This is a genomic window from Dyella terrae (assembly GCF_022394535.1).
Taxonomy (GTDB): Bacteria; Pseudomonadota; Gammaproteobacteria; order Xanthomonadales; family Rhodanobacteraceae; genus Dyella.
On sequence record NZ_CP089414.1, the window covers coordinates 2,693,541 to 2,714,912 of the forward strand.

17 protein-coding genes, 2 tRNA genes, 3 rRNA genes and 1 pseudogene are annotated in these 21,372 nt (G+C 61.2%); 7 read left to right on the forward strand and 16 right to left on the reverse strand.

Annotated elements, in window-relative coordinates; all coding sequences use genetic code 11:
- Positions 1–81: 81 nt before the first annotated feature.
- From rrf to DYST_RS11695, 7 genes are all read right to left on the reverse strand, one after another.
- Positions 82–194: ribosomal RNA gene (gene rrf, locus DYST_RS11665) — 5S ribosomal RNA — on the reverse strand.
- A gap of 128 nt (positions 195–322) precedes the next feature.
- Positions 323–3,202 (reverse strand): 23S ribosomal RNA (locus DYST_RS11670).
- A 233-nt stretch (positions 3,203–3,435) separates the two neighbouring features.
- Positions 3,436–3,511 (reverse strand) — tRNA-Ala (locus tag DYST_RS11675).
- Between the two features lie 11 nt (positions 3,512–3,522).
- Positions 3,523–3,599: transfer RNA gene (locus DYST_RS11680), tRNA-Ile, on the reverse strand.
- Between the two features lie 191 nt (positions 3,600–3,790).
- Positions 3,791–5,335 (reverse strand): 16S ribosomal RNA (locus DYST_RS11685).
- Together the 16S, 23S and 5S rRNA genes with 2 tRNA genes alongside form the textbook arrangement of a ribosomal RNA operon.
- 769 nt (positions 5,336–6,104) lie before the next feature.
- Positions 6,105–6,305, reverse strand: coding sequence for a hypothetical protein (locus DYST_RS11690; protein ID WP_239945837.1), 201 nt, complete (start codon positions 6,303–6,305; stop codon positions 6,105–6,107).
- Between the two features lie 116 nt (positions 6,306–6,421).
- Complete coding sequence (locus tag DYST_RS11695) at positions 6,422–6,619, reverse strand: rubredoxin (RefSeq protein WP_102301013.1); 198 nt, start codon at positions 6,617–6,619, stop codon at positions 6,422–6,424.
- 96 nt (positions 6,620–6,715) lie between these two features.
- Here DYST_RS11695 and thiE point away from each other — a divergent pair, with 96 nt between their 5' ends.
- From thiE to DYST_RS11715, 4 genes are read left to right on the forward strand one after another with little or no spacing between them, the layout of a single operon-like run.
- Positions 6,716–7,339, forward strand: coding sequence for a thiamine phosphate synthase (gene thiE, locus DYST_RS11700; RefSeq protein ID WP_239945841.1), 624 nt, complete (start codon positions 6,716–6,718; stop codon positions 7,337–7,339).
- A 10-nt stretch (positions 7,340–7,349) separates the two neighbouring features.
- Positions 7,350–8,636 carry a glutamate-1-semialdehyde 2,1-aminomutase gene (gene hemL / locus DYST_RS11705; RefSeq protein ID WP_239945842.1) on the forward strand — a complete coding sequence of 429 codons (1,287 nt, stop codon included), beginning with the start codon at positions 7,350–7,352 and terminating at the stop codon, positions 8,634–8,636.
- Positions 8,605–9,246, forward strand: a complete 642-nt coding sequence (locus tag DYST_RS11710; RefSeq protein WP_239945843.1) for an HAD family hydrolase — start codon at positions 8,605–8,607, stop codon at positions 9,244–9,246. Before hemL ends, DYST_RS11710 begins: the two co-directional genes overlap by 32 nt.
- Before the next feature lie 58 nt (positions 9,247–9,304).
- Entirely contained in the window at positions 9,305–10,204 is a 900-nt protein-coding gene (locus DYST_RS11715; protein WP_239945844.1) for an ion transporter, read from the forward strand.
- 63 nt (positions 10,205–10,267) lie between these two features.
- Here the strand turns inward: DYST_RS11715 and DYST_RS11720 are convergent, their stop codons facing one another.
- The 8 genes from DYST_RS11720 to DYST_RS11755 form a co-directional block, all read right to left on the reverse strand.
- On the reverse strand, positions 10,268–11,503 hold the full coding sequence (locus DYST_RS11720) for an acetylornithine transaminase (protein WP_239945845.1): 1,236 nt from the start codon (positions 11,501–11,503) through the stop codon (positions 10,268–10,270).
- 914 nt (positions 11,504–12,417) lie between these two features.
- Positions 12,418–13,758, reverse strand: coding sequence for a sigma-54 dependent transcriptional regulator (locus DYST_RS11725; RefSeq protein WP_239945846.1), 1,341 nt, complete (start codon positions 13,756–13,758; stop codon positions 12,418–12,420).
- Positions 13,759–14,058: 300 nt separating this feature from the next.
- Positions 14,059–14,478: a VOC family protein gene (locus DYST_RS11730; protein ID WP_239945847.1), complete on the reverse strand. Its 420-nt coding sequence runs from the start codon at positions 14,476–14,478 to the stop codon at positions 14,059–14,061.
- On the reverse strand, positions 14,475–14,930 hold the full coding sequence (locus DYST_RS11735; protein WP_239945848.1) for an HIT family protein: 456 nt from the start codon (positions 14,928–14,930) through the stop codon (positions 14,475–14,477). Before DYST_RS11735 ends, DYST_RS11730 begins: the two co-directional genes overlap by 4 nt.
- Positions 14,931–14,935: 5 nt before the next feature.
- Positions 14,936–15,754 (reverse strand): SDR family oxidoreductase, encoded by an 819-nt coding sequence (locus DYST_RS11740; RefSeq protein WP_239945849.1) that lies wholly within the window; start codon positions 15,752–15,754, stop codon positions 14,936–14,938.
- A gap of 93 nt (positions 15,755–15,847) precedes the next feature.
- Complete coding sequence (locus DYST_RS11745; RefSeq protein ID WP_239945850.1) at positions 15,848–16,399, reverse strand: LON peptidase substrate-binding domain-containing protein; 552 nt, start codon at positions 16,397–16,399, stop codon at positions 15,848–15,850.
- A gap of 102 nt (positions 16,400–16,501) precedes the next feature.
- Entirely contained in the window at positions 16,502–17,857 is a 1,356-nt protein-coding gene (gene mpl, locus DYST_RS11750) for a UDP-N-acetylmuramate:L-alanyl-gamma-D-glutamyl-meso-diaminopimelate ligase (RefSeq protein WP_239945851.1), read from the reverse strand.
- An 80-nt stretch (positions 17,858–17,937) separates the two neighbouring features.
- Complete coding sequence (locus tag DYST_RS11755; protein ID WP_102301003.1) at positions 17,938–18,522, reverse strand: adenylate kinase; 585 nt, start codon at positions 18,520–18,522, stop codon at positions 17,938–17,940.
- A gap of 222 nt (positions 18,523–18,744) precedes the next feature.
- On the opposite strand from DYST_RS11755, the gene DYST_RS11760 reads away from it, so the two are divergent.
- The 3 genes and pseudogenes from DYST_RS11760 to DYST_RS11765 all read left to right on the forward strand — a co-directional run bounded on the left by DYST_RS11760 (position 18,745) and on the right by DYST_RS11765 (position 20,455).
- On the forward strand, positions 18,745–19,005 hold the full coding sequence (locus DYST_RS11760; RefSeq protein WP_239945852.1) for a hypothetical protein: 261 nt from the start codon (positions 18,745–18,747) through the stop codon (positions 19,003–19,005).
- A 24-nt stretch (positions 19,006–19,029) separates the two neighbouring features.
- Positions 19,030–19,173 (forward strand): annotated as a pseudogene (locus tag DYST_RS24330) (VOC family protein); the annotation flags it as partial.
- A gap of 7 nt (positions 19,174–19,180) precedes the next feature.
- Positions 19,181–20,455: a 6-phosphofructokinase gene (locus DYST_RS11765; RefSeq protein WP_239945853.1), complete on the forward strand. Its 1,275-nt coding sequence runs from the start codon at positions 19,181–19,183 to the stop codon at positions 20,453–20,455.
- Positions 20,456–20,458: 3 nt separating this feature from the next.
- On the opposite strand, the gene DYST_RS11770 is transcribed toward DYST_RS11765, so the two are convergent.
- Positions 20,459–21,226 carry an alpha/beta hydrolase gene (locus DYST_RS11770; protein WP_239945854.1) on the reverse strand — a complete coding sequence of 256 codons (768 nt, stop codon included), beginning with the start codon at positions 21,224–21,226 and terminating at the stop codon, positions 20,459–20,461.
- Positions 21,227–21,372: the final 146 nt, after the last annotated feature.

Below are 21,372 nucleotides of genomic sequence, written 5' to 3' on the forward strand. Positions count from 1 at the left end.
CCATAGTCGCGGCGTGTGATGTTTTCCTTTCGCGCAAAGACAAACGCCTTCCCGGATGGGAAGGCGTTTGAGGGATAAAGCCCCTGGCGGTGACCTACTCTTGCATGAGGATTCACACTACCATCGGCGCAGCTGCGTTTCACTTCCGAGTTCGGGATGGGATCGGGTGGGACCACAGCGCTATAGCCGCCAGGGAAAGGGTGGGAACAGCGCATAAATGCGCCAGTTCCGCAGAGGGTGTAAACGAGTGACAAGCGTTTGGTGAAATTCGAACTAGATGTTTCGTCGAGACGATAATGTCTGCGAAGCGTCTTGGGGTTATATGGTCAAGCCTCACGGCTCATTAGTACGCGTAAGCTCAATGCATTGCTGCACTTCCACACCGCGCCTATCAACCACCTAGTCTTGATGGTGCCTTAAGGAGACTCGAAGTCTCGGGAGATCTCATCTTGAGGCGCGCTTCCCGCTTAGATGCTTTCAGCGGTTATCGCTTCCGTTCGTAGCTACCGGGCAATGCCATGGGCATGACAACCCGAACACCAGCGGAACGTCCACTCCGGTCCTCTCGTACTAGGAGCAGCCCCTCTCAAATCTCCAACGCCCACGACAGATAGGGACCGAACTGTCTCACGACGTTCTGAACCCAGCTCGCGTACCACTTTAAATGGCGAACAGCCATACCCTTGGGACCGGCTACAGCCCCAGGATGTGATGAGCCGACATCGAGGTGCCAAACACCGCCGTCGATATGAACTCTTGGGCGGTATCAGCCTGTTATCCCCGGAGTACCTTTTATCCGTTGAGCGATGGCCCTTCCATACAGAACCACCGGATCACTAAGACCTACTTTCGTACCTGCTTGATCCGTCGATCTCGCAGTCAAGCACGCTTATGCCTTTGCACACAGTGCGCGATGTCCGACCGCGCTGAGCGTACCTTCGTGCTCCTCCGTTACTCTTTGGGAGGAGACCGCCCCAGTCAAACTACCCACCACACACGGTCCCTGATCCGGATTACGGACCTAGGTTAGAACGTCAAGCACTTCAGGGTGGTATTTCAAGGATGGCTCCACCGAAACTAGCGTCTCGGTTTCATAGCCTCCCACCTATCCTACACAGAAGAACTCAACGTTCAGTGTGAAGCTGTAGTAAAGGTTCACGGGGTCTTTCCGTCTTGCCGCGGGAACGCTGCATCTTCACAGCGATTTCAATTTCACTGAGTCTCGGGTGGAGACAGCGCCGCTGTCGTTACGCCATTCGTGCAGGTCGGAACTTACCCGACAAGGAATTTCGCTACCTTAGGACCGTTATAGTTACGGCCGCCGTTTACTGGGGCTTCGATCAAGAGCTTCGCCTTGCGGCTGACCCCATCAATTAACCTTCCAGCACCGGGCAGGCGTCACACCCTATACGTCCACTTTCGTGTTTGCAGAGTGCTGTGTTTTTGATAAACAGTCGCAGCGGCCAGGTTACTGCGACCCTCCAATGCTCAGTCACGCACGTGACCACATCGGAGGGCGCACCTTCTCCCGAAGTTACGGTGCCATTTTGCCTAGTTCCTTCACCCGAGTTCTCTCAAGCGCCTTGGGATTCTCACCCTGCCTACCAGTGTCGGTTTACGGTACGGTTTCTCTGTAGCTGAAGCTTAGTGGCTTTTCCTGGAAGCGTAGTATCAGTCACTTCGTCCAAAAGGACTCGTCTCGGTGCTCGGCATAAAGAGGGCCGGATTTGCCTAACCCTCATGCCTACCGCCTTTCCCCGGGACAACCAACGCCCGGTAGACCTAACTTTCTCCGTCCCCACATCGCACTACAGACAAGTGCTGGAATATTAACCAGCTTCCCATCGACTACGCATTTCTGCCTCGCCTTAGGGGCCGACTCACCCTGCGCCGATGAACGTTGCGCGAGGAAACCTTGGGCTTTCGGCGTGGGGGCTTTTCACCCCCATTATCGTTACTCATGTCAGCATTCGCACTTCCGATACCTCCAGCAAGCTTCTCAACTCACCTTCACAGGCTTACGGAACGCTCCTCTACCGCGCACACAAAGTGTGCACCCCGAGCTTCGGTGTATAGCTTAGCCCCGTTAAATCTTCCGCGCAGACCGACTCGACCAGTGAGCTATTACGCTTTCTTTAAAGGGTGGCTGCTTCTAAGCCAACCTCCTGGCTGTCTATGCCTTTCCACATCGTTTTCCACTTCAGCTATAACTTGGGGACCTTAGCTGCGGGTCTGGGTTGTTTCCCTTTTCACGACGGACGTTAGCACCCGCCGTGTGTCTCCCGTACATTCTGTCCTGGTATTCGGAGTTTGCCATGGTTTACTAAGCCGCGATGGCCCGCTAGCCATAACAGTGCTCTACCCCCAGGAAGATTCATACGAGGCGCTACCTAAATAGCTTTCGAGGAGAACCAGCTATCTCCGAGTTTGTTTAGCCTTTCACTCCTATCCACAGCTCATCCCCATCTATTGCAACAGATGTGGGTTCGGTCCTCCAGTGCGTGTTACCGCACCTTCAACCTGGCCATGGATAGATCACTCGGTTTCGGGTCTACTGCCAGAGACTATGCGCCCTATTCAGACTCGGTTTCCCTTCGCCTCCCCTATACGGTTAAGCTTGCCACTGACAGTAAGTCGCTGACCCATTATACAAAAGGTACGCAGTCACCCTTGCGGGCTTCCACTGCTTGTACGTATACGGTTTCAGGGTCTATTTCACTCCCCTCTCCGGGGTTCTTTTCGCCTTTCCCTCACGGTACTAGTTCGCTATCGGTCAGTCAGGAGTATTTAGCCTTGGAGGATGGTCCCCCCATGTTCAGACAGGGTTTCTCGTGCCCCGCCTTACTCAATTTCATCTCTAATGCCCTTTCGCCTACGGGGCTATCACCCGCTATGGCCGGCCTTTCCAAACCGTTCGGCTAAAACACTAGAAACTTTTGGGCTAGTCCGCGTTCGCTCGTCGCTACTGACGGAATCTCGGTTGATTTCTTTTCCTCCGGGTACTTAGATATTTCAGTTCCCCGGGTTCGCCCTGCATGACTATGTATTCATCATGCAGTACTCCTTGCGGAGTGGGTTTCCCCATTCGGACATTGCCGGATCAAAGCTTGTTGCCAGCTCCCCGACACTTTTCGCAGGCTGCCACGTCCTTCATCGCCTCTGACTGCCAAGGCATCCACCGTATACGCTTGGTCGCTTGACCATATAACCCCAAGTCGCCTCGGGGCCGATAACGCATCACTTACGAGGTGATGATTATCGATGTCCAAACAACGCGTTCGCTTAATTGCCTCAACGACACATCTCGGTTCGGTTTCGAACCAAAACGCTTGTCACTCGTTTACTTTGTCAAAGAACACAAGAACGGCCACAATGCCGCCTCGTTTCTAAATCTTTATGTGTGCGCTGCCTTCATTTCACGTCGTGCCACCAAAATGGTGGAGCCAGTCAGGATCGAACTGACGACCCCCTGCTTGCAAAGCAGGTGCTCTCCCAGCTGAGCTATGGCCCCAAGTGATTCAGTGGTGGGTCTGGGAGGACTCGAACCACCGGCCTCACCCTTATCAGGGGTGCGCTCTAACCACCTGAGCTACAGACCCGGGAACCTTTGCATCAACAAAAAAACCTCGCCCACGACGTTACCGTCGAAGCGGGGTTTCTTTGAAGAAACCGACCAGGGATGGCCGGTCTTGCTTGTCGCGGCAAATATGCCGCGTGAAGCAATACTTCGCGTGAAATAAAGTGCAGGTGTCTTGTGTGGACGTCTTGCGGGGAGAAGATGTCGTTCTCGAAAGGAGGTGATCCAGCCGCACCTTCCGATACGGCTACCTTGTTACGACTTCACCCCAGTCATGAACCACTCCGTGGTCGTCGTCCCCCTTGCGGTTAGACTAACGGCTTCTGGAGCAACTCACTCCCATGGTGTGACGGGCGGTGTGTACAAGGCCCGGGAACGTATTCACCGCAGCATAGCTGATCTGCGATTACTAGCGATTCCGACTTCATGGAGTCGAGTTGCAGACTCCAATCCGGACTGGGATCGGCTTTCTGGGATTGGCTCCACCTCGCGGTATTGCAACCCTCTGTACCGACCATTGTAGTACGTGTGTAGCCCTGGCCGTAAGGGCCATGATGACTTGACGTCATCCCCACCTTCCTCCGGTTTGTCACCGGCAGTCTCCTTAGAGTTCCCACCATTACGTGCTGGCAACTAAGGACAAGGGTTGCGCTCGTTGCGGGACTTAACCCAACATCTCACGACACGAGCTGACGACAGCCATGCAGCACCTGTGTTCTGATTCCCGAAGGCACTCCCGCATCTCTGCAGGATTCCAGACATGTCAAGGCCAGGTAAGGTTCTTCGCGTTGCATCGAATTAAACCACATACTCCACCGCTTGTGCGGGCCCCCGTCAATTCCTTTGAGTTTCAGTCTTGCGACCGTACTCCCCAGGCGGCGAACTTAACGCGTTAGCTTCGACACTGATCTCCGAGTTGAGACCAACATCCAGTTCGCATCGTTTAGGGCGTGGACTACCAGGGTATCTAATCCTGTTTGCTCCCCACGCTTTCGTGCCTCAGCGTCAGTGTTGATCCAGATGGCCGCCTTCGCCACTGATGTTCCTCCCGATCTCTACGCATTTCACCGCTACACCGGGAATTCCACCATCCTCTATCACACTCTAGCTATCCAGTATCCATTGCCATTCCCAGGTTGAGCCCGGGGATTTCACAACAGACTTAAATAACCGCCTACGCACGCTTTACGCCCAGTAATTCCGATTAACGCTTGCACCCTTCGTATTACCGCGGCTGCTGGCACGAAGTTAGCCGGTGCTTATTCCTCAGGTACCGTCAGCCCCACCGGATATTAGCCGGTAGTATTTCGCTCCTGATAAAAGTGCTTTACAACCCGAAGGCCTTCTTCACACACGCGGCATTGCTGGATCAGGCTTGCGCCCATTGTCCAATATTCCCCACTGCTGCCTCCCGTAGGAGTCTGGACCGTGTCTCAGTTCCAGTGTGGCTGATCATCCTCTCAGACCAGCTAGCGATCGTCGCCTTGGTAGGCCATTACCCTACCAACTAGCTAATCGCACATCGGTTCGTCCAACCGCGCAAGGCCCGAAGGTCCCCTGCTTTCTCTCGTAAGACGTATGCGGTATTAGCGTAAGTTTCCCTACGTTATCCCCCACGCTTGGGTAGATCCCGATGCATTACTCACCCGTCCGCCACTCGCCACCCATAGAGCAAGCTCTACTGTGCTGCCGTTCGACTTGCATGTGTTAGGCATGCCGCCAGCGTTCAATCTGAGCCAGGATCAAACTCTTCACTTAAGTTTTCGACCTCATGACCACCCGAAGGCAACCACTCGATCTATCTTTCTGAAGCGTTAGTCCTAACCATAAAACGTCAAGCTTTTGAATTGACTCTTAGGTTAGACGCTTGCATATATGGACATTCAATCATCCACGCAAGACGCCCACACAAGTCACCTGCGCACACTGTCAAAGATCTCAATCACTTGCGGTCCGTTTCCGTTTCCGCTTCGGAACATTTCGTTCCGAGTGAGCCGCTTATCTTACATCGTTTTTCCTGTCCGTCAACACCTTCAGCGAAATCTTTTTGCTTCAGGCCTTTCGGCAGAACCCTGTGAGGAAGAGCTTCTCGTCAGGGCAGGAGCGGGATAATAGCTTGGCCCCCCAGAGTTGGGAAGGGGGGAAGCACGTTTTTTTCACATTGATGACACACGCCCGCGTGTGGCGTTCGTAAGCGCACGTGCTACCAAGGTATTTCTGAAATTGAGCGCTCGTATGACAACGGGCCGAGGGCTTCAATGCGGTCGTCTCCGCCCGGGTTCACATGAAATCCAGGCCATGAAGCTCCGTGATCAGCGCCTCTCCTTATATGGAGTTCGCCATGATCGGCGCGGCCCCTATACCGTTGCCATAGAAGTCAACTCCGTCGGGAAGCCGAGTCTCAACGTGCTTTTCTGGCAGCCAAGAGCGCCGTGCACGTAACAGGCTCGCATTAGAGTGGCAAAGAAAACGGCCAGCGGATCCCGGCGAAGGACGCAGCCGCTATTGGGCGCTCCCTATCGGGGCTTTATGTCCCCGAGCGCCTAGGCGGGATGGTGGCGTACATTGGCGCCCGGGTCGTGAACGTCGGCGCGGCCGGCTCGGCGTGGTGGTCGTTGGCCGCCAAGTCATGCCGGCATGGAACGCCGACATGATAGGGAATGAGGTCTTCGGGACTGAGCCTGTCCAGGATGTCCCACTCATCTTCGAACGGAATGAACTGCTGCATGGTGCTGCTCCTGCCTGGGTTGCCCACCTTTTCCGGCTTGCAGGAGCATCTAAACAAACGGCCCGGTCCGTACGATGACGGAATCGGGCCGTTTCAGGGCAACGCGAGGATCAGGATCAGTCGATTTCGATCATCTCGAAGTCTTCCTTGGTCGCGCCGCAGTCCGGGCAGGTCCAGGTATCGGGAACATCGGCCCAACGGGTGCCGGGCTCGATGCCTTCGTCGGGCAAGCCCAGGGCCTCTTCATAGATGAAGCCACAGACGACACACATCCATTTGCGCAGGGTGCCGGTTTCGTTGGTGCTCTGATTCATCGTGAACTGCTTGATATGGACAATAAGAGGTTCATTCTCGCAACTCCCCCCGCCGATGCGAAAGCGTATGGCGCCGCTTTTCCAGGACTGATTGGCATGCATACAAAACTCCAGGGCCGAGGCCTTTATGTCATTACCGACGGCCCTCGCCGCGATCTGCTCGAAACCGTGGCGCAGGCGCTGGCCGGCGGGGCCCGGTTGCTGCAATACCGGGACAAGACGACCGATCATTCGCGCCGGCTCGATGAAGTCCGAGCGCTCCGTGCCCTATGCGCTGCCCGTGACGTCACCATGATCGTCAACGACGACGTGGAGCTGGCGCGCGCGGCAGGTGCAGCAGGCGTACATCTGGGCGAAGACGACAGCAATGTAGCCGCCGCCCGCGCAGTACTTGGCGAGGGCGCCATCATCGGCGTGTCCTGCTACGACTCGTTGGAGCGCGCCCGCGACCTGGCTTCCGCCGGTGCCGATTACATTGCCTTTGGCGCGTTCTTTCCATCGCCCACGAAGCCGCATGCACGCCGTGCTTCGTTCGACCTGCTGCGGCAGTCCGCCACGCTCGGCGTGCCGCGAGTGGCGATCGGCGGCATCACACCAGACAATGGCGGCTCACTGATCGATGCCGGCGCCGATTACCTGGCCGTGATCTCGGCCGTCTTCGGCGACCCGGACGTCCGCGGCGCCGCCGAACGCTTCGCCCAACTCTTCACTTCGCATTGAGATCCCCACGATGACCACCAATCACGAACTCTTCCAACGTGCGCAGCAGCTGATGCCCGGCGGCGTGAACTCGCCGGTGCGCGCCTTCAAGTCGGTGGGTGGCGAACCATTCTTCACCGCGCGAGCGGATGGCCCATATCTGTGGGACGTCGAAGGCAAGCGGTATATCGACTACGTCGGTTCGTGGGGGCCGATGATCGTGGGCCATAACCACCCGCACGTGCGTGAGGTCGTTGAGAAGGCTGTGAAGAACGGCCTCTCGTATGGCACGCCCTGCCCCGCCGAAATCACCATGGCGGAAACCATCACCCGCCTGATTCCGTCCATCGACATGGTGCGCATGGTCAATTCGGGCACGGAGGCCACCATGTCGGCCATCCGTCTGGCCCGAGGCGCGACGGGGCGCAACCTGATCGTGAAGTTCGAGGGCTGCTACCACGGCCACGGTGACAGCTTCCTGGTGAAAGCCGGCTCGGGCGCGCTCACTTTCGGCGTGCCGACCTCGCCCGGCGTGCCGAAGGCCAATGCTGACCTGACCCTCACACTCACCTATAACGACCTCGACGCCGCGGTGCGCTTGTTCGACGAGCACGGCCACGACATCGCCGGCCTGATCATCGAACCGGTGGCAGGCAACATGAATTGCATCCCGCCGAAGGACGGCTACCTGCAGGGCCTGCGCGAGCTGTGCACCAAGCACGGCGCGCTGCTGATTTTCGACGAGGTGATGACTGGCTTCCGCGTGGCACTTGGCGGCGCGCAAGCGTATTACGGTGTGACGCCGGACCTGACCACCTTCGGCAAGATCATCGGCGGTGGCATGCCGGTGGGCGCGTATGGCGGTCGCCGCGACCTGATGCAGCAGATCGCACCGGCCGGTCCGATTTACCAGGCGGGCACGCTATCGGGCAATCCAGTGGCCATGGCGGCAGGCTTGGCCATGCTGGAGCTTATCCAAGCACCGGGTTTCTACGACCAGCTAGCCGCACGCACGCGCCTGCTCACCGACGGCCTGCAGGCTGTGGCGGACGGCGAAGGTGTTGCGTTCAGCACCAATCGGGTGGGCGGCATGTTCGGCCTGTTCTTCACCAAGGAAAAGGTGGACAGCTACGCACAGGCCACGGCAGCGGACACCGCCATGTTCAACCGCTTCTTCCACGGCATGCTGGAACGTGGCGTCTATCTCGCTCCATCCGCCTTCGAGGCAGGCTTTGTCTCCAGCGCCCACAGCGAGCAGGACATCGCCGATACGCTGGAAGCCGCCCGTGGTGCGCTGCGCGCGACACGTGCTGGCTGAGGTGACGCTGCGCTGCATCCTGTTCGACTTAGACGAGGTCCTGGTGGACTACGACCGTTCGGTGCGCGTGAGTCATCTGGCTCACGCCATCGGCTGCGCGCCGGAGGCCGTACAGGAGGCGATCTACGGCTCGGGGATCGAGGATGCCGCCGATAGCGGCATGCTGACGGCGGCGTCCTATCTCGACGCACTGAGTGCACATCTCGCCCGCCCAGTCACGCTGGACGCCTGGATGGCAGCGCGCCGAGCCGCCACGCAAATACGGGAGGACGTATTGGAGCTGGCCACCGCACTGGCCACGCGGGTCACCGTGGCGATCCTTACCAACAACGGTGTGCTGATGGCGGAACAGCTGCCGCGGATCGTTCCGGCGCTGTTTCCACTCTTCGAGGGGCGTGCCTTCGCCTCGGCACAGTTCAGCGCCCGCAAGCCGCAGGCACAGGTCTACACGAGGTGCCTGGATCGGCTCGGCGTGCCCGCCAATGCGACGCTGTTCGTCGACGACAATCGAGACAACGTTGACGGCGCTCGTGAGGCGGAGCTGGTGGCGCATCACTATCGCGACCTCACCGGGCTGAAGACCGCGCTCGCCAACTTCAGCCTGATCTGATCCAACCTTCCCGATGCGGGCGCTATGCTGCCTCCCATTGCGACAGGGAGCCCGCCGCATGAGCAAGCAACCGCCCTTCCCCTTCGATTCCGTCGTGGCACCAGCTACAACCACGGGCTGGCGTGCCCGCTGGTTCCACATCATCTTCAGTCATGACGATGCACCGGGTCGCCTGTTCGACCTGATCCTGATCGTGGCAATCCTGTCGAGCATCATCGTCACCATGCTCGATACCGTGATGGACCTGCATGCTCGGTTTGCGCATCTGTTCTACGTGTTGGAGTGGGTCTTCACCGTTGCGTTCACGCTGGAGTACGCGATGCGCCTGAGCGTGGTAGCGCAACCGCGACGCTACGCCTTCAGCTTCTTCGGTGTCGTGGACCTGCTCGCGGTATTGCCGACCTACGTGAGCCTGGTGGTGACAGGCAGCCAGTACCTGCTCGTGATCCGGGCGGTGCGCATTCTGCGCATCTTCCGCGTGCTTAAGATGACGCGCTACGTGGGTGAGGCGGATCTGCTGTGGGGCACCCTGGTTAAGGCGCGTCGGAAGATTTTCATCTTCATCAGCACGATCCTTACCCTGGTACTGATCTTCGGTGCGCTGATGTATCTGGTCGAGGGGCCGGAGAACGGCTTCACCAGCACCCCCCGCGCTATGTACTGGGCGGTGGTGACCATGACGACGGTGGGCTTCGGCGACATCACCCCACACACCACACTGGGTCAGATACTCACCTCGCTGATCATGCTGGTGGGCTACAGCATCATCGCGGTACCAACCGGCATCTTTGCCGCCGAACTGGCCGCGGGCATTCGTGACGCCCGCCAACATTCCGCTTGCCCGGCATGCAACCTGCAGGCGCATGAGGTGGATGCGAAGTTTTGCCGGAGGTGCGGAGAATCGCTGGCGGGACCGATGCAGCCCAGCACCGCGGATGAACACGCAGACCAACAATAAGCGCAGAAACTTATTACGCGAAGAGTGCGCTTCTCCAGGGGAAGCGCACCGCCGACGGGTCGTTCAGCCCGCGATGAAACTGCGCAATGCGGTCTCAAGACGCTGCAGACCTTCGGTGACATCCTCGTCGCTAATGTTGAGCGCGGGCACGAAGCGCAGCACATCCGGACCCGCCTGCAGCACGAGCAGACCGTGTGCCGCCGCGTGATCAAGGATAACGCCGGCGTTGCCCTTGTTCGCCTCATTGAGCACGGCACCGAGCATCAGACCACGCCCGCGCACCTCGTCGAACAAGTGCAGCGAGGCATTGATGCGCTGCAAGCCATCGCGCAATGCCTGCGACTGGCGCGCGACATTGGCCAACAGTTCCGGTGAGGACAGCTTACGCAGCGCCACGCGCGCCACCGCAGCCCCCAGCGGGTTGCCACCGAACGTGGTGCCGTGCGCACCGAACTGCATCACCTCAGCCACCTTTGGGCCGGCCAACATGGCGCCGATGGGGAAGCCGCAGCCCAACGCCTTGGCCAGGGTGACGATGTCCGGCTTCACACCGTCTTGTACATAGGCGAACAACGTACCCGAACGCCCCATGCCGCACTGGATTTCATCCAGCACCAACAGTGCGTTGTACTGATCGCACAGTTCGCGCACGCGCTGGACGAACCCGGGCGCTGCCGGTAGCACGCCACCTTCGCCCTGCACCGGCTCGAGCATCACGGCGGCCACGTCGCCGTGTGCGAAGGCAGCCTCCAACGCCGGCACGTCATTGAAGTCGAGATAGCGGAAGCCGCCGGGCAGCGGCTCGTAGCCCTCTTGATACTTGGGCTGCGCTGTCGCCGTTACCGCCGCCAGCGTGCGGCCATGGAAGGAGCCGCGGAAAGTGATGATGACGCGTTTGCCCGCCTCGCGCCCTTGCGACGTAGCCCACTTGCGCACCAGCTTGATGGCCGCCTCGTTGGCTTCCGCGCCGGAGTTGCAAAAAAACACGCGCTCGGCGAAGCCGGAGGACGCCACCAACTCTTCTGCCAGGCGCAGCGGCGGTTCGCTGTAGAACACGTTGCTGGTGTGCCAGAGCTTGTGCGCCTGCGTGGTCAGGGCCTCGAGCAAGTCGGGGTCCTGATGACCCAGCGCGTTCACAGCGATGCCCGCGCCGAAATCGACGTAGTCGCGACCCTCCGTATCCCACACGCGCGCGCCTTTGCCGTGGTCCAGCACCACATCGCGCGGTCGATACACCGGCAGCCAGTAGCGCTTGCCGAGATCGATCAGGGATTGGGCGGACGGGTCTTGCGCGTGCATGTCGTACTCCGGGCACCGTCGCAACCGACGACACCATGCTTGAGATGGGATGGGGTGGGGATACGTCACCATGGGCGGCGTCCACGCATCGTAAGCCCTGAGGGGCGGCTTTGCACGATTGTCACGCCTCGCGCAACGCTGCTGCGTGGGCCGCACGCGTATGGGCTGCGCATGTCATCCGACGGCGCCCAGGCCTGCCCTTGCTCGACAGCACGCGAATGGCAGGTGTGACATTTCGCCTGTCCGCTGTAACCCGATTGATACAGCTCCCCGGAAACGGCGCTGCAACAGGTGTTAAGCACCGTTCGCGGCATCCATAAAGGGGGATCGCTGTAACGCCTTTAGCACGGTTCAAAATTGGCGGGGTGGTTCACGCACCCCTAAAACCCAAGGTTTTCAGCCCTTGTCCCGTGTTGGCACGGTGATTGCTCGCTTTACACCGTACAGGCGGGAAGGGGGAAGGGCCAGCTGCGACAACGCGCCGAACACCGCGATACGGACTGTCTCGGCGACAGGATGGCAATGCCCTTGGATGGCCCAGGGCTACGTCGGCACGAAGCTCGCAGCTGGCAACCGGATCACTCATTCCCGCCCCAGGCTTGGCGGGAAGAACGTCGAAAAGCATTCCGCCGTAAGGCGGTCATGAGGGCGGTAACCCGGCAACCCCTGTGGCCGGGGCACCAATGGAAGCCCCCGACCCGACCCCTGCGGGTCGGGGGCCTTCCTTTCTTTTTCCAGCAGACAGCATTCCCCACGGTCGGCTAACCCCGTCCGGGGCGAGCGGCGGGTGCTTGCAATCGAGTGACTGGGCTGGCGCCCAACCAGTCATGCAGAAGCGAGCATCCGCCAATCGCCCCGGACGGGGCAGTCAGCAACGAGATCCGGGATGGCCCTTGCGGCCTATGGATATCCGATCAGCGAAGCTCGTCGAGTGCGAGCTGGTGCTTCTTGCACAGGCGGTAGATAGTCACGCGCGACACCTTCAGCCGGCGTGCGCATTCGCTCACGTTGAAACGGCTTTCGCGCAGGCAGGCGATGACGGCGTCGCGCTCGGCCGCCACTCGTGTGCTGCCCAAGCTTGAGCGCGCAGCCTGCTTGGTCAGCACGTCAGCCAGGTCGAGGTCGTTGACGCCGATGAGCGCGTCTTCCGCCACCACCGCCGCGCGCTGCACGCGATTGAGCAATTCGCGCACGTTGCCCGGCCAGGTAAAGTCCAGCATGGCGCGGCGCGCGCTTGCGCTGAAGGCGCGTGCGTGGCTGGTGTGCTGCTCGCGGAACGCATCGAGGAACTTCTGCGCCAGCACCACCACGTCATCCTCACGCTCGCGCAGCGGGGGCATACGCAGGCGCAGCACATTGAGGCGATAGTAGAGATCCTCGCGAAAGCGGCCCTGCTCCACTGCCTTTTCCAGGTCCACGTGGGTCGCAGCCAGCACGCGCACATCCAGCTTGATGAGTAGGCTGCTGCCGACGCGCTCCAGCGTGCCTTCCTGTAGGAAGCGCAGCAAACTGGTCTGGGCATCGAGCGGAAGATCGCCCACTTCATCGAGAAATACAGTGCCACCGGCTGCCGTTTCGAAATGGCCGATACGGCGTGCATTCGCACCGGTGAACGCGCCACGCTCGTGGCCAAACAGTTCGGACTGCACCAGGTTCGGCGGCAGCGCACCGCAATTGATCGCGGCAAACGGGCGCTCGGCACGTGCGGAAAGACTGTGCAGGGCGCGCGCAGCTACTTCCTTGCCGGTGCCGGTTTCGCCAGTAATCAGCACCGGCAGCTCCACCGGCGCGTACTTGCGCACGCTCGCCACCACTGCACCGATGGCTGCACTACGACCCGTCACGCCGACATCACCGGGATCGGCGACGCGCGGCTGATCGCCACCGATACGGCCCAGCGCCTCTACCAGGCGTTCGACATCCACCGGCGTGGAAAAGTATTCGATGCTCGCTTCGAGAATGCGGTCGATCAACGGCTCGTGCGTCGGCACGTCGGGCGAAATAAGCGCCACCCACGGCAACCAGGGATGATCAGCCATGAGTTGCGCCATGGCAGGAGCAGACGCAGGGTCGCCATGCCGAAGGTCAGCCAGCGCGACCACGGTGTCGTTGTTACGCATACCGACACCACCCTGGGTTCCGGCATCGGCCACGCGGATGATCCATCCCGCCGCGGCCAGCACTGCCCGCTCCTCACCGGCAGGCTGCCCGAACCAGACGACGCATCGCCTGGCTTCCTCCCTCAATACAGCCATGGTCCCTCCCCCCAACCCCTCTAAGGGTTACAGGTATCGGCCGGTCGCTGCCACGTCCTATGGCACCCCCCCGGCTACCACGCCCGTCGCACCAAGCTAGCCCGCGACCGCTACAAAAGTGTGATATGGGTCACACAATATACAACTCCGCTGGTCACGGTCACCCCACAAATGGCGCAAATAGCGTCGAACATGAAGCCGGAGGCTATCAGGCGAGCTAGCACCTATGGCCTAGGGGCCTCCTCGCCGGGCTGCGACCGGATTGGGGGTCCCAAACGCAGCGCTGTGATGCTGACGCGCTTACCAGAAACCCGTATTAGGCATGGATGCCCACGGCTCCTGAGGCGGGAGGTGCCCGTCCTGCAGCAACTCCACCGAAACCAGGTCGGGAGAGCGTACGAAAGCCATGTGTCCATCGCGTGGCGGCCGGTTGATGGTGTAGCCCATCGACTGCAGATGAGCACAGGTGGCGTAGATGTCGTCCACGCGGAAGGCTAGATGGCCGAAGTTGCGGGCACTTCCATAATCCTCGGTCGAGCCCCAGTTGTAGGTCAGCTCGACTTCCGCCTCCGGTGAACCCGGCGCGGCGAGGAACACCAGCGTGAACTTGCCCGCGGCGTTTTCCATGCGGCGCATTTCCTTCAGGCCCAAGCCATCGCAAAAGAAGCGCAGGCTTTCGTCGATGTCGCTTACGCGAATCATGGTGTGCAGGTATTTCATGGGGACCTCGGGGGCATGGACACGCCATCGTCGTACGTGATGAAGCGCCGGATACGCAGCGCCATGTCGTCCAGCTCGATACGGCGAGAAGAAGCCGGCACGCCGTCGGCATACACCCGCAGCAAACCGTCGGCCACACGTCGCGGCTGCACGTGCAAATGAAAGTGTGGCACTTCCTGGCCGCCGGCCTTGCCGTTGGACTGCCACAGATTGAGTCCGGGTGGGTGAAACGCTTCGCGCAAAGCGTACGCCACACGCACACCCAACTGCATGACCTCGCCGGCCAATCCGGCGTCGATCGCATAGATGTCCTCGACATGCGCCTTCGGTATCACTAGCACGTGGCCGGACACGGCCTGGCGGAGATCGAGGAACGCCAGCGCATGCTCCGTCTGCGCGACCACGCTAGCGTCGAGACGACCGGCGACGATCTCGCAGAACGGACAAGCCATTGACCTTACCCCAGGAAGAGATCGGGCAGCGGCTCCTGCGAGGCATCCATGGCGTACCAGGTGAAATCGGTGACGCCCGCCTCGTGCAGCACCTCGTCATCGATGAGGAAGTGCCCGGCAAAACCCTTGGCCTCGCGCGTGAGCACCGCATGCGCGGCGTCGGCGACGATGGTTGGCTTGCGACAACGCTCCAGCGGCACGCCCGGAATCATATTGAGCGCATCCGTGGCAATGATCGTGCGCGGCCACAGCGCATTGACGGCTATGCCCTTGCTGCCGAGTTCACCCGCCAGTCCGAGCGTCACCAGGCTCATGCCCATCTTGGCCAGCGTGTAGCCCGTATGCGGCGCCCACCATTTCGGGTCCAGCGACGGCGGCGGCGCCAGCGTGAGGATGTGCGGGTTGTCGGACTTGAGCAGGTGCGGCAGACAGGCTTGCGCGCAGAGAAAGCTGCCGCGGGCATTGACTTGCTGCATCAGGTCGAAGCGCTTCATCGGCGTCTCCGCCAACCCGGCCAGCCAGATCGCGCTCGCGTTGTTCACCAGGATGTCGATGCCACCGAAGCGTTCCACGGTCGCGGCGACGGCGGCCTTCACCTCGTCTTCTTCGCGAATGTCGCACTTGATCGGCAAGGCCTTGCCACCAGCAGCTTCCACTTCCTGCGCGGCGCTGAAGATGGTGCCCGGCAGCTTGGGATCGGGCACGCTGCTCTTGGCAACGATCGCCACATTGGCGCCGTCGCGCGCTGCGCGCAATGCAATCGCCAGACCGATGCCGCGCGAGGCGCCGGTGATGAAGAGGGTCTTGCCGGCCAGGCTGCTCATGAAAGTGTCACCTCGATCGTGGGTGAATCAGTGTAGAAGCGCGCAGTACGAGCGCAAGGTGCAGAACAGGCCAACCGGCGCACGCGCCAAGTTTCACGCGCGTTGGAAGCGCGGCAGGATATCCCGCAGATCGGCCAGCCGTTGTATGGGATCGGTGATCTCCAGCAAACGCTGCTGCTCGTCCACCTGCAAAGGCAACAGCTCCGACAGCCGGAAACCCAGCCAACTGGCGTCATCGTAGAGATCACGCGGCGCGTGTCGCCACTGCGGCGCCATGTTTTCGATCAGGCGCTCCAGGATCACCTGCAGCAACGCGAACTCCACCGGCACGTTGTGGGTCGGCTCCGACGGCCAGGGCTCCACATCGCCGCGCACGAGACCGTCGGAGCGCACCCGCGTGCGCACCACCCGGAAACGCTCATCGCCCTCGGCAAGAATGCCTAGCAGCCCATCTTCCCGGTTGTGGAAATCGACGATACGCGCCAGCGTGCCGATGGCGGCGGGCAATGCCGGCGCACCAGCCTCCTGTCCATCCAGGATCAGGCAAACGCCGAACGAGCTCCCGGTGCGCGCGCATTCCCGGATCATGTCGAGGTAGCGCCGTTCGAAAATGCGCAGCGGCAGCTGGCCACCGGGATAAAGCACGGTGCCGAGGGGAAACAGCGGTAGGTCGAGGTAGGGGGGACTTGGCGGCCATGCGAGGAGTCTAATCGCGCCAGCTCCCCTCCTAAAACAATAAGAAGGCGGTCAGGATTTGATCGCTTCGGCGAAACGGCGCGGCGCGCCTTCGAAACCGCCGTTGGACATGAAGACCACGTGATCGCCTGCGCGCACTTCACTACGCAGCGCGGCAATCAACGCGTCCACCGTCGGCACGGCGCTGCCTCGGCCGTTCAATGCGCCGGTCACGCGCCCCGCATCCCACGGAAGCTCGGGGCGATGCAGGAACACCACGGCATCGGCATCCGCCAGCGACGGCGCCAGCGCTTCGGAATGCGCGCCCAGCCTCATCGAATTCGAGCGTGGCTCCAGCGCTACCACGATACGTGCCTTGCCGACCTTGGCGCGCAGACCCGCCAGGGTCGTAGCAATAGCGGTTGGATGGTGTGCGAAGTCGTCATACACACGCACGCCGTTCGCTTCGCCCACCACCTCCATGCGGCGCTTGACGCTCTGGAAGCTGGCGAACGCAGGCAACAGGGCGCGCGGATCCGCTCCGGCAGCGGTCGCTGCCGCCAGCGCGGCGAGTGCGTTCATCACGCTATGGTTGCCAAGCAGGGACCAACGGATCTCGCCGATCACCTCGCCACCGCGTCGTACCGTGAAAGCAGAGCCATCGGCCTCGATCAGCTCAGCCTGCCAGTCACCCTGCCCGATGCCGAAGGTTTCCACCGGCGTCCAGCAGCCCATGGCCAGCACTTCCGCCAAGTGATGGTCGTGCGCGTTGACAATCAGACGCCCATTGCCCGGTACCGTACGCACCAAGTGATGGAACTGGCGCTGGATGGCTGCCACGTCGGGGAAGATATCCGCGTGATCGTATTCGAGGTTGTTGAGGATCGCGATGCGGGGACGGTAGTGCACGAACTTCGAGCGCTTGTCGAAGAAGGCGCTGTCGTATTCGTCCGCCTCGATCACAAACGGCTTGCCACTGCCCACGCGCGCTGACACGTCGAAATTGCCGGGTACGCCACCGATCAGGAAGCCGGGCGACAGGCCCGCGCTTTCCAGCAGGTGCGCCAGCAGGCTGGTGGTCGTGGTCTTGCCGTGCGTGCCGGCCACCGCCAGCACCTCGCGCCCCGGTAACAGCGTTTCGCCCAGCCATTGCGGGCCGGAGATGTAGCGCAACTGTTCGTCGAGCATGTATTCCACAGCGGGATTGCCGCGCACCATCGCGTTGCCCACCACGACCAGGTCGGGCGCAGGCTTGAGGTAATCGGCCTTGTAGCCGTCCATCAGGCGAATGCCCAGCGCTTCCAGCTGAGTGCTCATAGGCGGGTAGACGTTGGCGTCGGAACCTTCGACGGTAAGGCCGAGCTCGCGCGCCAGCGCGGCGACGCCGCCCATGAAGGTGCCGCAGATGCCGAGGATGTGCAGACGCATGGGTAATCCGTTCGATGGAACATGGACGACGCCTTGCGCCGCCCCAAAAGCATCGGGCCGCCTTGCGGCGGCCCGGGACATTAGCCGTTCGCGGCGGCCGATTCGCTGGCGAGCGCACGCTTGACGCGCGCGGTTACCTCGTCGAGCTCACCCACGCCGTCGACCACCTGCAGCTTGCCGCGGCGAGCGAAGAAATCGGCGACCGGCGCCGTCTGCTCGGCGTAGACCTTCAGGCGATCACGCACCACGACCGGATCATCATCCTTGCGGTGCTCGGCGGCGAAGCGAATTTCGCAGCGGCCGATAATCACTTCGTTGGGCACGTCGAGCTTCACCACGGCATCCAGCGGCTGGCCGATCTTGGCCAGCAGATGATCCAGTGCGTCGGCCTGGGCCAGGTTGCGCGGATAGCCGTCGAGGATGAAGCCACCCTTCACGTCATCCTGCGAGAGGCGCTCTTCGAGCATGGCCAGCAGAATGTCGTCCGACACCAGCTTGCCTGCATCCATCACGGCCTTCGCCTTCAGGCCTGTCGGCGTGCCGGCAGCCACCGCCGCGCGAAGCATGTCGCCGGTCGAGATGTGCGGAATGCCAAGTTCCACCTTCAGACGCGCAGCCTGGGTGCCTTTGCCCGAACCGGGCGGACCGAGTAGGACGAGTCGCATAGTGCTCCAAGGTATCCACGAACCGCGCACGCTGCGGGCCCGTCGGATGCAAGAAAAGTGGCGTTCAAATTAGCTTCTGCGAGCTTTGGCGTCAAACCGAGAAAGCAGGTGAAAAACGGCAAGTACTTGTTGCCAAAAGGGTTAACCATGACACGCGAATGTCACAGGGACGCCGCCGTCGGGCCGGATTAAGCTCTGCCGATCCCTTTCGAGGAAAGCTCCGTGTCCACACCGCAGATCCATATCGTCACACTGGGTGTCAGCGACCTGGCCCGTTCACGCCAGTTCTACGAAGCATGGGGTTGGAAGGTCTCTTCGGCTAGCAACGACAACATCGTGTTCCTCAAAGGCAGCGCGGGCGTGCTTGCCCTGTACGGGCGCGAAGCCCTGGCCGAGGACGCGCTGGCGGAAGACCTACCAACGGGCTTTGCCGCCGTCACGCTGGCCCGAAACGCCGGGTCAAAGGAAGAGGTCGACGAATAGTTTACGGTCGCCCTCGCCGCTGGTGCGCGCGAACTGAAGACGCCGCAGGAGGCCTTCTGGGGTGGCTACTCCGGCTACCTCGCCGATCCCGACGGGCACCTGTGGGAGTTCGCATTCAACCCGTACTTCGTGTTTGATGGAAATGGCAACCTCGCCCTACCGGATTGAGAAACCCATGGCAGTGAAATCCAAGTCCAAGCCTGCAGGCCGTCTGCTCTACGCCCAATCTGGCGGCGTCACCGCCGTGATCAATGCCACCGCAGCTGGCGTGATCGACGCGGCGCGCGCCAAGGGCGTGCCCGTCTACGCCGCGCATAACGGCATTCTCGGCGCCCTGCGCGAAGAGCTGATCGATACGGGCAAGGAGTCGAAAGCCGCCATCGCCGCGTTGCGCCATACGCCAGGCGGCGCATTCGGTTCGTGCCGCTATAAGCTGAAGTCGCTGGAGGCCAATCGCGCCGAGTACGAACGGTTGATCGAGGTCTTTCGCGCGCACGACATCCGTTGGTTCCTCTACAACGGCGGCAACGACTCGGCCGACACGGCGCTGAAGCTCTCGCAGATCGGCAAAGCGATGAACTACGACATCCGCTGTATCGGCGTGCCGAAAACGGTGGACAACGACCTGGCGGTCACCGACTGCTGCCCCGGCTTCGGCTCGGTCGCGAAGTACACGGCGGTCTCGACGCTAGAAGCAAGCCTGGACGTGGCCTCCATGGCGGATACCTCGACCAAGGTCTTCATCCTCGAAGTGATGGGTCGCCACGCAGGATGGATCGCCGCGGCCGCCGGTCTCGCGGGCGAAGGCGCGGATGCACCGCCGCACATCATCTTGTTCCCCGAGCGCACGTTCGACGAAGCGGCCTTCCTCGCCAAGGTGAAGGCGACGGTGGAGCGCGTCGGCTGGTGCACCGTGGTCGCCTCTGAGGGCCTGCTCAACGCGGAGGGACAATTCCTCGCAGAAGCCGGCACGCGCGACGCGTTTGGCCACAGCCAGCTCGGCGGCGTGGCGCCGGTGCTCGCGGCGTTGGTCAAGGAGAAGCTGGGCTACAAGTACCACTGGGCCCTGCCCGATTACCTGCAGCGCTCCGCGCGCCACCTTGCTTCCAAGACGGACGCCGACCAGGCCTATGCCGTCGGCAAGGCTGCTGTCGACTACGCGCTGGCTGGCATGAACGCGGTGATGCCGGTGATCGTACGCACCAACGATGCGCCGTACCGCTGGAAGATCGAGCCTGCGTCGCTATCGAAAATCGCCAATCGCGAGAAGAAGATGCCCGCAGGCTTCCTCACCCGCGACGGTTTCGGTATCACGGCGGCGGCCCGCCGCTACCTCTCACCGTTGATCCAGGGCGAAGCGCCGCTGCCCTATGGCAAGAACGGCCTGCCTCAGTACGTGACGCTGAAAAACGCCAAGGTCACGCAAAAGCTGGAGCCGTTCGGCCGGTAGGCATCATCGTAGGAAACGCTCCAGGCTCACTCGATAGTCGGCGTGATCCTGGATGCTGTTGTGCCCGGCGTCAGCCACCACCTGCAACGCGGGCGTCTGCCGGAAAGCGTGGACCAGTACCAGGGTGCGTGCGGCAGGAACTACTTGATCATCCTCTGCTTGGACCACCAATACAGGGCAGTGGATATCGTTGACGTAGCGCCATGATTCGAAGCGATCGCGCATCAGCGCGTTCACGGGCAACCATGGAAAGTACCCCTCAGCCACACGTACCAGGCTGTCGAACGGTGTGACCAGCACGAGGCGCTCCACCGGTCGCTTCGCCGCCAATTGCACCGCGACACCACTGCCCAGGCTGCGCCCGATCACCGCGACCTGCTCATGGGTCTGCGCCACGCGATCGAACAGGGCTGACGCATCAGCCATCAGCGCCGCCTCGCTCGGCTTGCCTCCGCTCGCGGCATAGCCACGATAGGGCAGCAAATAGATCGTGCGATCCGGAAACCAGCGCGCCAGCTCTTCGCGTGAATCCTCGATGCGTTCTCCATTCCCACCGAAATAAAGCAGCGCCTTCCGCTGCCCGGGGTTCATGACCCAACCACGCAGGCGGACGCCCTCATCCACCAGTTCGAAATCGGGCGCCTGCTGCACGCGCCAAGTCGTTTCGGGGTGATAGATCTCCTGCCGCTGTCCCAGATAGAGGGACACGCAGATGCCCGCATAGAGCACTACGGCCAGCGCCACCAACCCCAGCATCGCCCGCAAGAACATGAACGCCTCCCCAAGGATCCCTGTACATCGGTTCAGATGGATAAGCCAAGGCTGAAAGCTTGCACGACGCCTACGAAAAAACACATTCGACGTTCAGACGCAGATTTTTACGATGTGCTTGCCCGATACATCTGACGCATGGCGAC

Coding starts and splice junctions, on each gene's coding strand:
- DYST_RS11690 (WP_239945837.1), bottom strand. CDS start 6,305: ATGCAGCAGTTCATTCCGTTCGAAGATGAGTGGGACATCCTGGACAGG.
- DYST_RS11695 (WP_102301013.1), bottom strand. CDS start 6,619: ATGAATCAGAGCACCAACGAAACCGGCACCCTGCGCAAATGGATGTGT.
- thiE (WP_239945841.1), top strand. CDS start 6,716: ATGCATACAAAACTCCAGGGCCGAGGCCTTTATGTCATTACCGACGGC.
- hemL (WP_239945842.1), top strand. CDS start 7,350: ATGACCACCAATCACGAACTCTTCCAACGTGCGCAGCAGCTGATGCCC.
- DYST_RS11715 (WP_239945844.1), top strand. CDS start 9,305: ATGAGCAAGCAACCGCCCTTCCCCTTCGATTCCGTCGTGGCACCAGCT.
- DYST_RS11720 (WP_239945845.1), bottom strand. CDS start 11,503: ATGCACGCGCAAGACCCGTCCGCCCAATCCCTGATCGATCTCGGCAAG.
- DYST_RS11725 (WP_239945846.1), bottom strand. CDS start 13,758: ATGGCTGTATTGAGGGAGGAAGCCAGGCGATGCGTCGTCTGGTTCGGG.
- DYST_RS11730 (WP_239945847.1), bottom strand. CDS start 14,478: ATGAAATACCTGCACACCATGATTCGCGTAAGCGACATCGACGAAAGC.
- DYST_RS11735 (WP_239945848.1), bottom strand. CDS start 14,930: ATGGCTTGTCCGTTCTGCGAGATCGTCGCCGGTCGTCTCGACGCTAGC.
- DYST_RS11740 (WP_239945849.1), bottom strand. CDS start 15,754: ATGAGCAGCCTGGCCGGCAAGACCCTCTTCATCACCGGCGCCTCGCGC.
- mpl (WP_239945851.1), bottom strand. CDS start 17,857: ATGCGTCTGCACATCCTCGGCATCTGCGGCACCTTCATGGGCGGCGTC.
- DYST_RS11755 (WP_102301003.1), bottom strand. CDS start 18,522: ATGCGACTCGTCCTACTCGGTCCGCCCGGTTCGGGCAAAGGCACCCAG.
- DYST_RS11765 (WP_239945853.1), top strand. CDS start 19,181: ATGGCAGTGAAATCCAAGTCCAAGCCTGCAGGCCGTCTGCTCTACGCC.
- DYST_RS11770 (WP_239945854.1), bottom strand. CDS start 21,226: ATGTTCTTGCGGGCGATGCTGGGGTTGGTGGCGCTGGCCGTAGTGCTC.